Annotated in this window: 13 protein-coding genes and 1 pseudogene; 6 read left to right on the plus strand and 8 right to left on the minus strand. The window is 61.6% G+C overall.

All coding sequences use genetic code 11. The annotated features are described in order from the left end of the window. Positions 1-174: 174 nt before the first annotated feature. A pseudogene (locus AC3A4H_RS01290) lies at positions 175-794 on the minus strand (IS256 family transposase); the annotation flags it as partial. Between the two features lie 640 nt (positions 795-1,434). Here AC3A4H_RS01290 and AC3A4H_RS01295 point away from each other — a divergent pair. Beyond that, positions 1,435-2,217, plus strand: a complete 783-nt coding sequence (locus tag AC3A4H_RS01295) for an SDR family NAD(P)-dependent oxidoreductase (RefSeq protein ID WP_487765074.1) — start codon at positions 1,435-1,437, stop codon at positions 2,215-2,217. 16 nt (positions 2,218-2,233) lie between these two features. Here the strand turns inward: AC3A4H_RS01295 and AC3A4H_RS01300 are convergent, their stop codons facing one another. From AC3A4H_RS01300 to AC3A4H_RS01310, 3 genes are read right to left on the minus strand one after another with little or no spacing between them, the layout of a single operon-like run. Then, positions 2,234-3,451, minus strand: a complete 1,218-nt coding sequence (locus AC3A4H_RS01300; protein WP_487765075.1) for a class I SAM-dependent methyltransferase — start codon at positions 3,449-3,451, stop codon at positions 2,234-2,236. Next, complete coding sequence (locus AC3A4H_RS01305; protein WP_487765076.1) at positions 3,448-4,248, minus strand: DUF1365 domain-containing protein; 801 nt, start codon at positions 4,246-4,248, stop codon at positions 3,448-3,450. Before AC3A4H_RS01305 ends, AC3A4H_RS01300 begins: the two co-directional genes overlap by 4 nt. After that, positions 4,245-5,603, minus strand: coding sequence for an NAD(P)/FAD-dependent oxidoreductase (locus AC3A4H_RS01310; RefSeq protein ID WP_487765077.1), 1,359 nt, complete (start codon positions 5,601-5,603; stop codon positions 4,245-4,247). Before AC3A4H_RS01310 ends, AC3A4H_RS01305 begins: the two co-directional genes overlap by 4 nt. A gap of 230 nt (positions 5,604-5,833) precedes the next feature. Between AC3A4H_RS01310 and AC3A4H_RS01315 the strand changes: the two genes are divergently transcribed. Genes AC3A4H_RS01315 through AC3A4H_RS01325 form a run of 3 tightly spaced genes read left to right on the plus strand, consistent with a single transcriptional unit; the run spans position 5,834 to position 7,529 of the window. Then, entirely contained in the window at positions 5,834-6,412 is a 579-nt protein-coding gene (locus tag AC3A4H_RS01315) for a sigma-70 family RNA polymerase sigma factor (protein ID WP_487765078.1), read from the plus strand. Then, a complete protein-coding gene (locus AC3A4H_RS01320; protein WP_487765079.1) occupies positions 6,409-7,071 on the plus strand; it encodes a ChrR family anti-sigma-E factor in 663 nt (220 codons plus the stop codon). The genes AC3A4H_RS01315 and AC3A4H_RS01320 overlap by 4 nt, the downstream gene beginning before the upstream one ends. 41 nt (positions 7,072-7,112) lie before the next feature. Then, positions 7,113-7,529: a DUF2177 family protein gene (locus AC3A4H_RS01325; protein ID WP_487765080.1), complete on the plus strand. Its 417-nt coding sequence runs from the start codon at positions 7,113-7,115 to the stop codon at positions 7,527-7,529. Between the two features lie 79 nt (positions 7,530-7,608). Here AC3A4H_RS01325 and AC3A4H_RS01330 read toward each other — a convergent pair whose 3' ends face one another. The 4 genes from AC3A4H_RS01330 to AC3A4H_RS01345 are packed head-to-tail and all read right to left on the minus strand — an operon-like array spanning position 7,609 to position 10,450. Further along, entirely contained in the window at positions 7,609-8,061 is a 453-nt protein-coding gene (locus AC3A4H_RS01330; protein WP_487765081.1) for a TspO/MBR family protein, read from the minus strand. Further along, positions 8,061-9,485: an MFS transporter gene (locus tag AC3A4H_RS01335; RefSeq protein ID WP_487765082.1), complete on the minus strand. Its 1,425-nt coding sequence runs from the start codon at positions 9,483-9,485 to the stop codon at positions 8,061-8,063. Before AC3A4H_RS01335 ends, AC3A4H_RS01330 begins: the two co-directional genes overlap by 1 nt. Further along, on the minus strand, positions 9,486-9,884 hold the full coding sequence (locus tag AC3A4H_RS01340; RefSeq protein WP_487765083.1) for a hypothetical protein: 399 nt from the start codon (positions 9,882-9,884) through the stop codon (positions 9,486-9,488). Between the two features lie 59 nt (positions 9,885-9,943). After that, positions 9,944-10,450 carry a DUF3833 family protein gene (locus tag AC3A4H_RS01345; RefSeq protein WP_487765084.1) on the minus strand — a complete coding sequence of 169 codons (507 nt, stop codon included), beginning with the start codon at positions 10,448-10,450 and terminating at the stop codon, positions 9,944-9,946. A 493-nt stretch (positions 10,451-10,943) separates the two neighbouring features. Here AC3A4H_RS01345 and AC3A4H_RS01350 point away from each other — a divergent pair, with 493 nt between their 5' ends. Next, a complete protein-coding gene (locus AC3A4H_RS01350) occupies positions 10,944-12,578 on the plus strand; it encodes a putative bifunctional diguanylate cyclase/phosphodiesterase (protein ID WP_487765085.1) in 1,635 nt (544 codons plus the stop codon). Beyond that, entirely contained in the window at positions 12,571-13,014 is a 444-nt protein-coding gene (locus AC3A4H_RS01355) for a BLUF domain-containing protein (RefSeq protein WP_487765086.1), read from the plus strand. Before AC3A4H_RS01350 ends, AC3A4H_RS01355 begins: the two co-directional genes overlap by 8 nt. Positions 13,015-13,211: the final 197 nt, after the last annotated feature.

The following is a 13,211-nucleotide window of genomic DNA, read 5'->3' on the forward strand; positions in this document are numbered from 1 at the left end:
TCTGAACATCCGGCGAGCAAAACTGTTCCTGATCACGCATGCAGCTTTAGCTCTAGCGGGCTGGAGCGATAGCGGCTTGCAGCCCCTGCCTGTCCTGGTAGATCGCGGGTCGCAATTATGAAGACGGGAGTACCGCCGAAGCCCTAAGCGTCGGCTCGGTCCATGTTGCGGGCCCGTCCAGATCGGCTCGGCCTCGGACGTGCCGATCTCCATGCCCAGGACCTCGCGCCGTCCGTGGGCGTTGACGCTGACGGCGATGATGACGGCGACGGAAACGATGCGGCCGCCGCGCCGGACCTTCAGATAGGTGGCGTCGATCCACAGTTACGGCCAGTCGCCCTCGATGGGCCGGGTGAGGAAGACCTTGACCTTGTCGTCGATCTCTTCGCACAGGCGGCTGACCTGGCTCTTGGAAATGCCGCTCATGCCCATCGCCTTGACCAGGTCGTCGACCGAGCGGGTCGAGATGCCCTGGATGTAGGCTTCCTGGATGACGGCGGTCAGCGCCTTCTCGGCCATCCGGCGCGGTTCGAGAAAGGTCGGAAATAGCTGCCGCTGCGAAGCTTCGGAATACGCAGTTCCACCAGCCCCGCCCGCGTCTCCCAGTCGCGCTCGCGGTAGCCATTGCGCTGGGCAAGCCGGAACGCGTTCTTCTCGCCATAGGCCGCGCCCGTCTTCGCGCCGACCTCCATCTCCATCAGCTTCTCGGCGGCAAAACCGATCATCTCCCGCAGCAAATCGGCATCGGCGCTCTTCTCAACAAGCGAACGCAGCTTCATCATTTCGTCGGTCATCGGTGGTCTTCCCCTCAGGTTGGTCTTGAACAACCCGACCCTACCGGAAAAACACTGATGGCCACCTCGCCAGTTACACCACTCTCGGGGACGTCATCATGCCGAGCCGACATGGCTGCGACGCAGTTGGTTGCGGTAGCAATACCAGAGCCGGATTGCGACTTGGGCGGACCGAGTTGAGGGTATTCGCCGCCACACCCAATGACCTAGCGGTAATTCATCGGTCACTCTTCTAACCGTACTCGATATTGGTAGCGACCATCCCCGTCCACCACCACGAGTTCGCCAGCGCTCGAGCATTGTTATTCCGGAGGCAGGAAGCTATCCAGCCCTACCCCTGAACAACTTCTTCGCACCGTCCAGATCACCACAGGACCGCCATCCCAGGTTATCGATATGTCCCGAGCGGCCCAACTTCTTGGAGCCGCCCACTACTCCTTCGGAAAATGATCAAAAAATTCGCGACGATACATGTGGTTGTGATCGATGTTGCCGTGCCCCCCGAAAGTTGATGCGGCTTCTTGTCAAACGCCTGCTCAAGCCACCGTCCCCGCCCAGTTACATGAGCCGCCCATTGAACCAACTGCCGGCTTTCTACGTAACACAGGTGTAGATCTGAGTTCCGAGGGAGCAGCCATACATGAACGTTGATAAACCTGGGGAGGCCGGGACGACGTCCGGCGGGTCGGCGTGGGTGACCGGCGCCGGTTCCGGCATCGGCCGCGCGCTTGCGCTCCGCCTCGCCGAGGAGGGATGGAATGTCGCCGCAAGTGCGCGGACGGCGACAGACCTCGCCACGCTTGCCACCGAAGCCCCGGGCTGCATCCACGCGTTTCCGCTCGACGTAACGGACGCGGAGGCGACGCAGAAGGTCGTCGCGAAGATCGAGGATAGCTTGGGGCCGCTCGATCTCGCCGTGCTCAACGCCGGCACTTACGGCCGCGACTCCGCAGCGCAGTTCGACGCCGCCGCGTTTCGCGCCACGATCGACGTCAACCTGATGGGCAGCGTCCATTGCCTGGCCGCGCTGATGCCGCGCATGCTTGCGCGCGGGGCCGGGCACATTGCCGTCGTTTCCTCGGTCGCCGGCTATGTCGGCCTGCCGGGTGCCGCCGCCTATGGCGCGTCCAAAGCCGCGCTTATCAACATGTGCGAGGGGCTCCAACCTGAACTTGCAGCGCACAATGTGCGCCTGAGCCTCGTCAATCCAGGTTTCGTAGACACTCCGCTGACGCAGAAGAACGACTTTCCGATGCCGTTCCTGATTTCGGCCGATGCGGCGGTCGATCACATCATGGCTGGGCTGAAATCCCGCCACTTCGAGATTGCCTTCCCCTGGCAGATGGTGCTGTCGATGAAGCTTCTGGCGGCACTGCCGGCAAGGTTGCGCCTTGCCGTGACGCGCCGCATGATCCGCAGTTGACGACCGTGCCCCTCATTCAATCGCGCTGCAGCAGGAACTGGCCGACATCGATCCTCCCGCTGCGGAAGCCGATGGCGCAGTAGTGCAAATAATAGCGCCACATGCGCTTGAAGCGCGCATCGAAGCCAAGCGGCTCGATGCGATGCCAGGCCGCAACGAACGCCCTGTCCCAGGCAAGCAGTGTCCTGTCATAGTCGGCCCCGAAGAAATGCCTGTCGAGCACAGCCAGCCGCCGCTCCGTCGCGATGGAGGTGAAGGCCGTTGGTGATGGCAGCATGCCGCCCGGAAAGATGTAGGTCTGGATGAAGTCGGCGTTGCGGCGGTAGTGGGCGAAATGTTGGTCGGCAATGGTGATCACCTGGACGATGGCCCGGCCGCCAGGCTTCAGGAGCGACCGAAGGGCATCGAAATAGGTCGGCCAGTTTTCCTCTCCGACCGCCTCGAACATTTCGATGGAAACGATCTTGTCGAACTGGCCCGCGCAGTCGCGGTAGTCCTGAAGCCTGATTTCGACCCTTTCAGCAAAACCTGCCTCAGCCATGCGGTCCCGCGCGAACTCGGCCTGCTCGCGCGAAAGCGTAAGCCCGGTCACCCGGCAGCCCGTCTCGCGCGCCGCAAATTCGGCGAAGCCGCCCCAGCCGCATCCGATCTCCAGCACATGATCATCCGGGCCAAGCTCCAGTGCCTCGATGATGCGGGCGTATTTGGCCCGCTGCGCATCGGCCAGGGACTGATCGTCGCGCAGAAACATCGCCGACGAATAGGTCATCGTCTCGTCGAGCCATTGCCGGTAGAAGTTGTTGCCAAGGTCGTAGTGGAAGGCGATGTTGCACCGGCTGCCGGCACGCGTGTTGGCGCGAAGCCGATGCCGCAGGAATGCGACGAGCCTGGCCGGCCCCGGCGCATCGAGGACGGTGGCGAGCGCAGCTTCATTGGCAATACCCAATTGCAGCACGGCGCCGAGATCAGGGCTGTCCCAGTCGCCGTCGATATAGGAGCGGGCAAAGCCAAGGTCGCCGCCGCTTGCCAGCTTCCACGCCAGCTTTCCCGACCGCACGTTGAGGGTTGCCGACGGACCGGGCAGCGCCCCTTGCGCGAAATGCGTGCTGCCGTTTGGGAAACGGATGGTGAGTTGGCCTACGGCGATCCTGTCTGCCGCGCGGCAGAGAAGACGCGCCCATAGCGGCCGGCGAAAGCTTTTCGCGCAGACCGACTTTCCTTCGACGTTGCTCATGGGTGCTTGTGTCCTGAAATTTTTCCCGCCACGATGGTCGTGGCGATCTTGTTGGCTGCAGCGCTATGCCGGTGCACGGGGATGCCTTTCCACCAGATGCGCAACGCCTCCCAATGGATGCCCAGGGTCACCTTGAGCGTCATCAATGGGTAGCGGATGAGCGCGCGGAAAAGCGCGCGATCCGACACCGGCTCGCGCCGGCCGGAAAACGAGGCGACCAGAAGCGGGCCCTCCGCGTCCGATTCATCGATACGTACAAGCACCTTGTCGCCCGGCGGCTCGATGTGGAACCGGTAGAAGCACGACATCGGCAGGAAGGGCGAGACGTAAAGTTCCTTGGCGCAGGCCTGCCGCACCGGTCCCGTCGCGCCATCCTCAACGGGAATGACGTAGGTGTGGCGCTCGCCGAAAGTGTTGCAGACTTCGTAGAGAATGGCCCGCAACGCGCCGCCGGAGGCATAGCAGAAATAGACCGTCAGCGGATTGAACACGTAGCCGAAAATACGGGGATAGCACAGCACGCGGATGCTCATCCCGTCATCCAGCCTGCCGGCTTCGCGCAATCGCGCTTCGACCCAGGAACGCAGGCCGCCCGCGCTGCCGTCGCCGTGGTCGGCGTCCCAGAAGCTCAGCACGGCACGACGGTTGTAGCCGAACAGCCGAGACAAGGCGCTCATGGCCTCCAACTCGTCCACATCGAGCAGAAGCGAAAAGACTCGGTAATGCAGCTTGTGACGGCGCGGCCTTGCGCGTGCATGCATCACCTCGCCCATGAAAAGCGCCGACTGGAAGCTCATTCCGCCGCCTCCAGTTGGGGCTGGAGCGCAATGCGCCCGGATTCGTCACGAACCCGCCAGGGCCGTCGCACATCAGCAATGCTTTCGGCAACGGCCAGCCCCGACTGCAGGCCGTCCTCGTGGAAACCGAACCCGAAATAGGCACCGCAGAACCAGGTGTTGCGCTTGCCTTGAAGGCGCCAGAGCTGCTGCTGGGCGTCGAGCGCGCGCTGATCGAACAGCGGGTGCGTATAACTGTAGCGTCCGATGACCTTCGGCGGAGCGATCTCACGGGTCGGATTAAGTGTCACGAACAGCGGGTGGCGCATATCGAGGTTCTGGAGCCGATTCATCCAGTAAGTCACGCACAGTGGCTGGTTGGTTTCGTCGCGGCTTTCGCCGATATAGTTCCAGCTCGACCAGACACGCCGGCGCTTTGGCATCAGGTTTTCGTCGGAATGCAGCACCGCCAGATTGTCGGTGTAGCGGAAGGCGCCGAGCAGGTCCCGCTCCTCATGGTCGGCATCGGCCAACAGGCCGAGCGCCTGGTCGGCATGGGTAGCAATGACGACATCGGTGAAGGTATCGACGTTTCCGGCGGTGTCGGTGACGACGACGCGACCATTCTCGCGCGAGATGCTGCGGACCCCGACGCCCAGCCGGACGCCCTCGATGAAGCTCGCGCTCAGGCGTTGAACATATTCCTGGCTGCCGCCAAGAACGGTTCGCCACTTCGGACGGTCGGCGAGGCTGAGCAGGCCATGGCTCGCAAAGAACCTGACGAAGGCAAGAAGCGGGTAGTCGCGCATCTCGCGCGCAGTGGTCGACCAGATCGCCGCCCCCATCGGCAAGAGATGATCCTCGATGAAGGCCGGCGCATAGTGGTTGCGATCGAGATATTCGCCGAGGCTGACGCCGCGGAGGTCTGAGCGAACCAGCAGGGCCGGCGCCTCGCGGTAGAAACGCAATATGTCCCGCATCATCCGCCAGAAACGCGGTCGCACGACGTTGCCTCTCTGGCCGATCAGGCCGTTGAAGCCGGAACCGGAATATTCGAGCTTGCCACCCTCGAGGGAAGCGGCGAAGGACATGTCGGAGCCAGCCGTCGGCACTCCCACTTCCTTGAACAGGGCAACGAGGTTTGGATAGTTGCGCGCGTTGTAGACGATGAAACCGGTATCGACAGGGATAACCCCGTCTTTCGTCGGCACCATGACCGTGTTGGAATGACCGCCGAGGCGCTTCTCACTCTCGTAGAGTGTCACGTTGAGCTTACGACTAAGCAGCCAGGCCGCCGAAAGGCCCGAAATGCCCGACCCAACGACTGCCACCCGGCGTTCATGGTCCGGCAACTCCCTGTTGGTATGAACTCGCACTTTCTACCTCTCCGATGCTGCTACAGTCTTGTTTGCTCATACGCAGCGAAAGTCGCGCCGGATCGGTCGGAGCAAAAATTTCGCGAAGCGGTGATCCGACTGCCGTTCGATGACGTATCGACGGCATGAACACTATCGTTCCCATAAGCGCGCCGGCGTGGCAGAAACGTTCTATGGTGGGGTATTGGCGCCTCTCCGCGCCGCGGCATTGCGAGGTGGGAAATTCAGGTATGCTCCGCAAGACTGATGCCGATCAAACGCCGGACATGGTCGCACTGCTGTGCGCGGTAGGTGCGCGGAAGGACCTCGACGCCTATGAGGCACTCTTTCGCCATTTCGCGCCGCGCGTCAAAGCCTACATGGCGCGTATGGGCGGCGACGGTCATCTGGCCGAGGAACTTATGCAGGAAACCATGATCGCGGTCTGGAACAAGGCCGACAGGTTCGATCCGTCAAAGGGCGCGGTATCGACCTGGATTTTCACCATCGCGCGCAACCTGCGCATCGACGCTTTCAGGCGCGAGAAGCGACCGGATTTCGACCCCAACGACCCCGCCTTCGTACCTGATGACGTGGCGCCGGCCGACGCCGAGTTCGATGCCCGGCAGGCTTCGGAGCAACTCCACCGGGCGATCGCGGCGCTGCCAGAGGAACAGGCGGCGCTGCTGAAATTGTCCTTCTTCGAGGACCAGTCGCACAGCGCGATCGCGACGCGTCTTAATCTCCCTCTGGGAACGGTCAAGTCGCGCATGCGCCTCGCTTTCGACAAACTGCGGGCCGCGCTCACCCAATCTGGAGATATATCGTGACCATCCGTCACCATATCAGCGACGACCTGCTCGTCAGTTATGCCGCCGGCAGCCTCGCCGAAGGCTGGAGCATTGCGGTCGCCACGCACCTTGCCCTCTGCCCGTCTTGCCGGCGCCGCCTGACCGTGGCCGAAAGTATTGGCGGCGAGCTGCTCGAGACCATGGCCGACGATGCCGCCGTCGACGATTCCTGGGCCAGTGTACGCAACCGCCTGCAACAACAGGCCGGAAGTCCCGCGGCCGCTTTGCGGCAAACTACATCTGCCGGACACGGCGGCGGATTGCCAGAGCCGTTGCGCTCCTATGTCGGCGGCGACATCGACACCCTCAAATGGCGGCCGCTCGGGCGCGGCGCCTACCAGATACCGATCAGGACAGCGGACCGCGAGACGAAGGTCCGGCTGCTGCGTATACCCGCGGGCAAGCCGGTTCCGGAGCACAGCCATGGCGGGCGCGAACTGACCCTGGTGCTCAGCGGCAGCTTCGTCGATGGTGACGACAAGTTCGGACGCGGCGACCTCGAAGATGCCGATGCAAGCCTGACGCATCAGCCTGTAGCCACGCCGGACGCCGACTGCATCTGCCTTGCGGTGACGGACGCGCCGCTGAAGTTCCGCAGCTGGATCGTTCGGGCGATTCAGCCATTCCTGGGCATATGACCGGGCGTCCTCGCCCTGGAAGCGCCGAGAGCATCGCATCTATGTTCGCCAGCTACGCTATCGCTTATGCCGCTACAGCCGTCGTCTTCTTCGGCATCGACTTCGTGTGGCTGTCGACCGTTTCCACCAGCTTCTACCGCAGCCGCATCGGGAGCCTGCTCCTGGATCAGCCCAATCTCAGCGTCGCGGGCCTGTTCTATCTCGTCTATGTCGCAGGCATCGTGCACTTCGCAGTGATGCCGGCGGTAAACGGTGCGAACTGGGCGACGGCGCTCGTCAATGGCGCGTTACTCGGCCTCGTCGCCTATGGCACTTACGACATGACCAACCTGGCCACGCTGAAGAACTGGTCGTCCACCGTCAGCGTCGTCGACACGATCTGGGGCGTGGCGCTGACAGCAACCGCGGCAACTTGCGGATATTTGCTTACCGCTTGGACGGTAGGCAAGCCAGGCTGACTGTACCCTGCCGCGCAGGCAGCGAGAAAAGGGCAGTAACCAGCAGCCACATGCCGCGAAACAGGCATAGTGCGGCCGCTCAGTTCATCACCACGACCCCCGCGGTAAGCGCGGTCGCAAATGCGGTCCATGCCGCATAAGGCAGGAAGAGGATCGCCGCCAGCCTGTCCTTGTTCCAAGCCGCTATGATGAAGCCGATGACCGCCGCCAATGCGGCAATGACGACCACCAGGGCCAAAGCCGGTTGCTGAGCCCCGAAGAACACGGGCGACCACAGAAAATTGAGCGCCATCTGAACGAACCACAGCTTCATTGCGGCGCTGCTTCGATCGCGAAGCCAGCATCGCCAGCCAGCGATGGCGATCAATATGTAGAGAGCCGTCCACACAGGGGCAAAGACCCAGTTTGGCGGCGTGAATGACGGCTTGTTCAAGCTCGCATACCATTCGCCCGGCAGCGTGGCATAGCCGATGAGCATGCCGATCAGAACGACCGCCAGTATGAATAGGATCAGGGAAAAGGCTTTCGACATCAGGTTTCCTTTCGATCTGCGTTCAACCGCGAAAAACGGACGACGGCCGCATCCGCGAGTGGTTCCTGATCATCGGTCTTGCTGTGCCCGGCCGCGCTGTCGATGCGCGCTCGCAATGATCGTTGCGCATCCTCGCCGAGAGGAAAATTCCACATGACGGCAATGGCGGCTGCCTTGGGCAGAATCGGGAACCAGGCATAGAGCGCGGCCAGCGTCGCAATCGCTGTCTCCGGCATGGCTCCAGCGGCGCTGCTTTCGAAACCCGACCAGGCAAGGATGGGAAAGACCAAGCCGACGCTCAGGGCAAGAGACAGCTTGGTCGCCAGCCCCCAGGCGGCAAAATAGAGCCCCGAACGCTGTTCGCCCGACTTTGCGGTGTCGTAGTCGATAACGTCAGCCTGGATTGCTGGCGGCAGAGCGAGATCAAAGCCCAGAAGCAGTCCTGTTGCCGCGCAGATGACGGCGAATGGCACGATGTCACCCGCACCGAGGAAACCGGCAAAGGCGAACACCACGCAGGCGACGGTCATCGCCGCGCACCACGTGCGGTGTTTGCCCGCTTTTCCCGCGAGCCAAACGGCCATGGGCACACCGAGAACCCCGCACAGGAAATAGAGGCAGAGCAGTGGTCCGCGCATCTCGGCAACACCGAGCCGTTCGGAGACGAAATAGAGAAACAGCGTCGCCGGGATCGCGTTGGCAAAGCCGTTGAGTAGAAACGCGAAGATGAGCCGGACGAACGGCCTGTTGCGAACAACGAAGCGCAGGCTCTCCGCCAAGCGCAGCCGCGTCGTCGAGCGATTGGCCGGCTCCGGTACGATCTTGACGGCGAACACGCCGAAAGCCGGCAGGAGCACCAGCGTCAGGACGGCGATGGCGGCCAGGCCGTGGAAACCATCTATCCTGTCGAGCCCAACCGCGAAGGGCAGCACCACCGCGATCACCGTTCCGATCAGTGTCGCCCCTTCGCGAAAGGCCGAAACCACGGAGCGACCGCGATAGTCCGTCGCCAGTTCCGCGCCCCACGCGGTGTAAGGCAAAAGCGTGCCGGTATAACCGACCGAAAGCAGTGTGCCCCACAATGCCAGATAGCCGACGCCGGCGCCCGAAGGCGGCCAGAAGACCATGAACGCGGCCAGGGCCGTCAACGGCACGCACAGCAGAAAGAACGTCCGCCTGCGCCCGGATTTCATGAAGAGGCGGTCACAGAGCCAGCCGATCATCGGGTCGCTTGCCGCATCGATCAGCCGGATCAGCAGCAGAACTGTCCCGACGGCTACGATTGGGAGTTGGAGATTCTGCGCATAGAATGTCGGCACGATCACATAAAGAGGTAGCGCCAACGCTGCCAACGGTATAGCCGGCAACGCATAACACATCAGCTTGAGCGTCTGCCCCGACAGACGGTTTCCGGTATTGGCCATCTAGTCGCCGATACGCGCGGTGCCCGAGGCACCGTCGTCACGGAGCCAGAAAATACTGCCTTCGCCGAGCGACGTGATCTTGAAGCAGAACTTGCGGCCCTTGTACCAGGTCGGCCATTGCTGGCACAGCGAGTCATCATCGACCCACCAGCGGCCTTCCTCCTTCGGCGCGAACATGCTCGCCGCCGAAATGCCGGAGACATCGCCAACGACCACGCCATCCCTTCGGTAGCGTAGCGGAAGGGCAATGCCGAACGGCGTATTCAGCCGCACCGTCTCTCCGGCAATCAGCTTCTTGATCTTTGGGCCGTCCAGTTCTTCGGCCGCCGCGGCTCCAGCAGTCAGGCACAGCATGGACAGCAGAGCCAATGCGAAGGATCTTGGAGCAGGAAGTGACATGATCAAGTCCTTCTTGGTCTTCCACCTTTGCGGGCGTGGCAGGGGGCGGACCAGTCCCGTCAGCGCCGGGAAAATTCCACCCGCGTCAGTGCCACCGGTAGCCCGAACTTCGTCACAAGCGCCTTGTTCAGCAATGTGCCGTCGTCCTGCAGGCTCATCGTGTCGTGAAACCGCACGCGGTTGCTCCTGTTCCTGGCGTCGAGGTCGACCAGATAGCTGAAGCGGGCCGTACCGCCGCTGATCGTCACCAGCGTTTCACCGATGACGTCCTCGCGTGTGCCGCGATACTTGTCCTTGGCGATCTTTTCGAACCGCCAGGTCTTTCGGTCGTGCTCGCCATTGTCGTAGACGAAGTCTTCCACCAGGGTCAGCGTCTTGCCGTTCCATTTGCCGAAGAGATCGACGGTGAATTTCCGCTTCACGCCATTGATGGCGCTGAAGCTGCCAACGGCGGATGTCCTTCCGGCAAAATAGCCTTCCAATGAAAAGTCCCCCGCAGCCGCGGGTGACCAGCCAAGCAGAAGCGTTATTGCCAGACCCGACAGGCCTAGTTTCCCGCTGTCCATCGCATGCCTCCAATCTCTCGAGAACTTGCACACGGATTGTGATACGGCGCCGCGACCCGGGTGGATCACCGGGCGGGCGCAAGCGGGTTTGGCAACCCCAGTCAAGATTCGCTTGGTGAGGGACGGGCTGCGCTCGACAAGGCCCTTCCACATCGGCGAGAAGCGCAACGTGCCCAGTTGGAGGCGCACCTCCGCCAGGCTCGCACGTCCGGTTCAACTCTCAAAAAAAGAAGAAGCACCCAGCCCACGCTGGAGACCGGGGCACACCCGCCGGACGCCTTTAGCTCTTTACCCTTTTCTATCGATTGTCGAGTAGGAGGCCAAGTGTTCCAGCGATGCAGACGCCGGAGTCGTGACCGGGCTCGACGGATAGCAGGCCGGGATTTTCCAGTTTAACAAAAGCGAAACGCCACCGTCGCCTTGGTCTGAAGTCCAGCTTTAGGCTGTTGCCCAGCCGACGACGGGCAAGACGAATTGGAGCAGGGACCTACCTATGAGCAAAGCAGCTGGGGCAGCGCGCGAAACAGAACGGTTTTTTGGCTGCGATCGTCTCGGCCTTCCGGTCATCGCCTTTGGTCATGATGGAAGCGTTCGATATGCGAACGGGCCTGCAATTCGACAGGCAGGAGTTGACCCGTCTTCGCAACGAGCGTTCTTCGATCGGCTTTATCGCTCTCGACGACTTCCAGAACACGCATCCGGCATTCGGCGGTCTGGCACCGTCGAGTTGGGCGATGGCAGCAGCCAGGTAATGTGGGAAACGACGGACGACGATCTCGTCGTTGTCGCCCTGACTCCGGCAGAGGAGCCGGGGGCCGAGCATGGTGTCTTTCCCTTGGATGAGCTGACCGGCCTCTGCGGCCGTGCGGAACTCCTGTCCCGGCTGGAGGCAGAAACTGCGGATGCCGCGGAGGCGCGCGATGACATCGTCGTATACGCCCTGGATCTCGACCGCTTCAAATTCGTAAATGATACGCTTGGGCACCCAATCGGCGATGCCCTTCTCAAGGCAGTTGCCAAGCGCTTGCGCAACGCTTGCCGCAAGGAGGACATCGTCGCTCGTGTCGGGGGAGATGAATTCATCATCCTCCAGACGCATGTCAGCGGCGCTGCCGACGCAACAGGCCTTGCCGAAAGGCTGGTGGACCTTGTCGGCCGCACTTATGTGATCAGCGGCCATTCGGTGAATATCGGCGTCAGTGTCGGCATCGCGTTTTCAGGAGCCGATGCCTGCACGGCCGAGAGGCTGCTGCAAAACGCCGACCTTGCCCTTTATCGCGCAAAGAACGAGGGTCGCGGCCGGTATGCCTTGTTCGATCCGGAGCTGCACGAAAGGATGCAGCGTCGAAGGGCGCTCGAGATCGATCTGCGCAGGGCACTGGCCTTCAAGCAGTTCGCGCTCGTCTACCAACCCCAGATAGATCTCGCCAATAATTGCATCACTGGTTTTGAAGCGCTCATTCGATGGCATCACCCCCAGCGAGGGGTCGTCTCGCCGTTGGATTTCATTCCGCTGGCGGAAGAGATCGGCCTGATCACGCAGATCGGCGAATGGACTCTTCGAACTGCATGTACCGACGCGTCCAGATGGCCGGGCGATTTGTCCGTGTCGGTCAATGTGTCTCCCGTGCAATTCAGAGGCGGCAACTTGGGCGATGTCATCGTGTCCGCCCTGGGCAACTCTGGCCTGGCACCCCGGCGGCTTGAGCTGGAAATCACCGAAAGCGCTCTTCTGAGTTACACCGACGAAGTTCTCGCAACACTGAATGCGGTCAAGGCACTTGGGGTGCAGGTATCCATGGATGACTTCGGAACCGGCTATTCCTCGCTCAGCTACCTCCAGAAGTTTCCCTTCGACAAGATAAAGATCGATCAGTCGTTCATCCGCGGCGCAGACGACCGGCTTGAGTGTCAGGCTGTGCTCAGAGCCGTTGCAGGACTTGGCGTGAGCCTCGGCATGAAGACCATCGCCGAGGGGGTTGAGACCGAAGAACAGTTGGAACGGGCGCGCGCCGAAGGCTGCACCTCCGTGCAGGGCTACCTTACCGGTCGGCCGATCCCCGAGATCGATATCGACTCGTTTCTGAGCTCATGGAACCAACAAAAAAAGGGGATTGGGAGTGAGTAAAGAGCTCTATCGACTCGTCTATTACAGCCGCAACCGGATACCCAAGCATGGCGAGGAGTTTAAGCGGGCGATCGAGCAGATCCTTGCGACCAGCCGTGCAAACAACTCGCGCTGCAACGTGACGGGTGCATTGATCTTCAACTCGGGTTGCTTCGGCCAGGTTCTGGAAGGCCACCTCAAAGACGTCGAGGAAACCTTCGAACGCATCCAACAAGACGACCGTCACGGTGACGTGTCACTTCTTGCCATAGAGCCGATCGAGCACCGCAACTTTGCTCAATGGTCGATGGCTTTGGTCAGCGGCCTGCCTGAAAATGACAGCGCATTGACGTCGATAGGATCGCAAAGCGGGTTCGACCCCAGCAAACTCAACGGCGATGAACTCCATGCCACGCTGCACCGGCTGCTCTTGGAAGAGGAAGCACTTCTGAGGTGACGCACTGCGAGTTCCGCTTCGGAGGGGATATGGATCGTCTACTGGGTTCCGCCGATCGATCCCAAGGGGAAACTTTCGGGACCGTCTCGAAGGACGCCAGCTACGATTTTCAGCGAACGCCCCGTGCCACTGCGGTTGAGTGACGTTGCCCCCATGTTTTATCCAGTTCTAAGTTCGTTTTCGGCAATGGCGCCGGA

It is taken from the genome of Pseudaminobacter sp. Soil_N_29 (assembly GCF_057656055.1).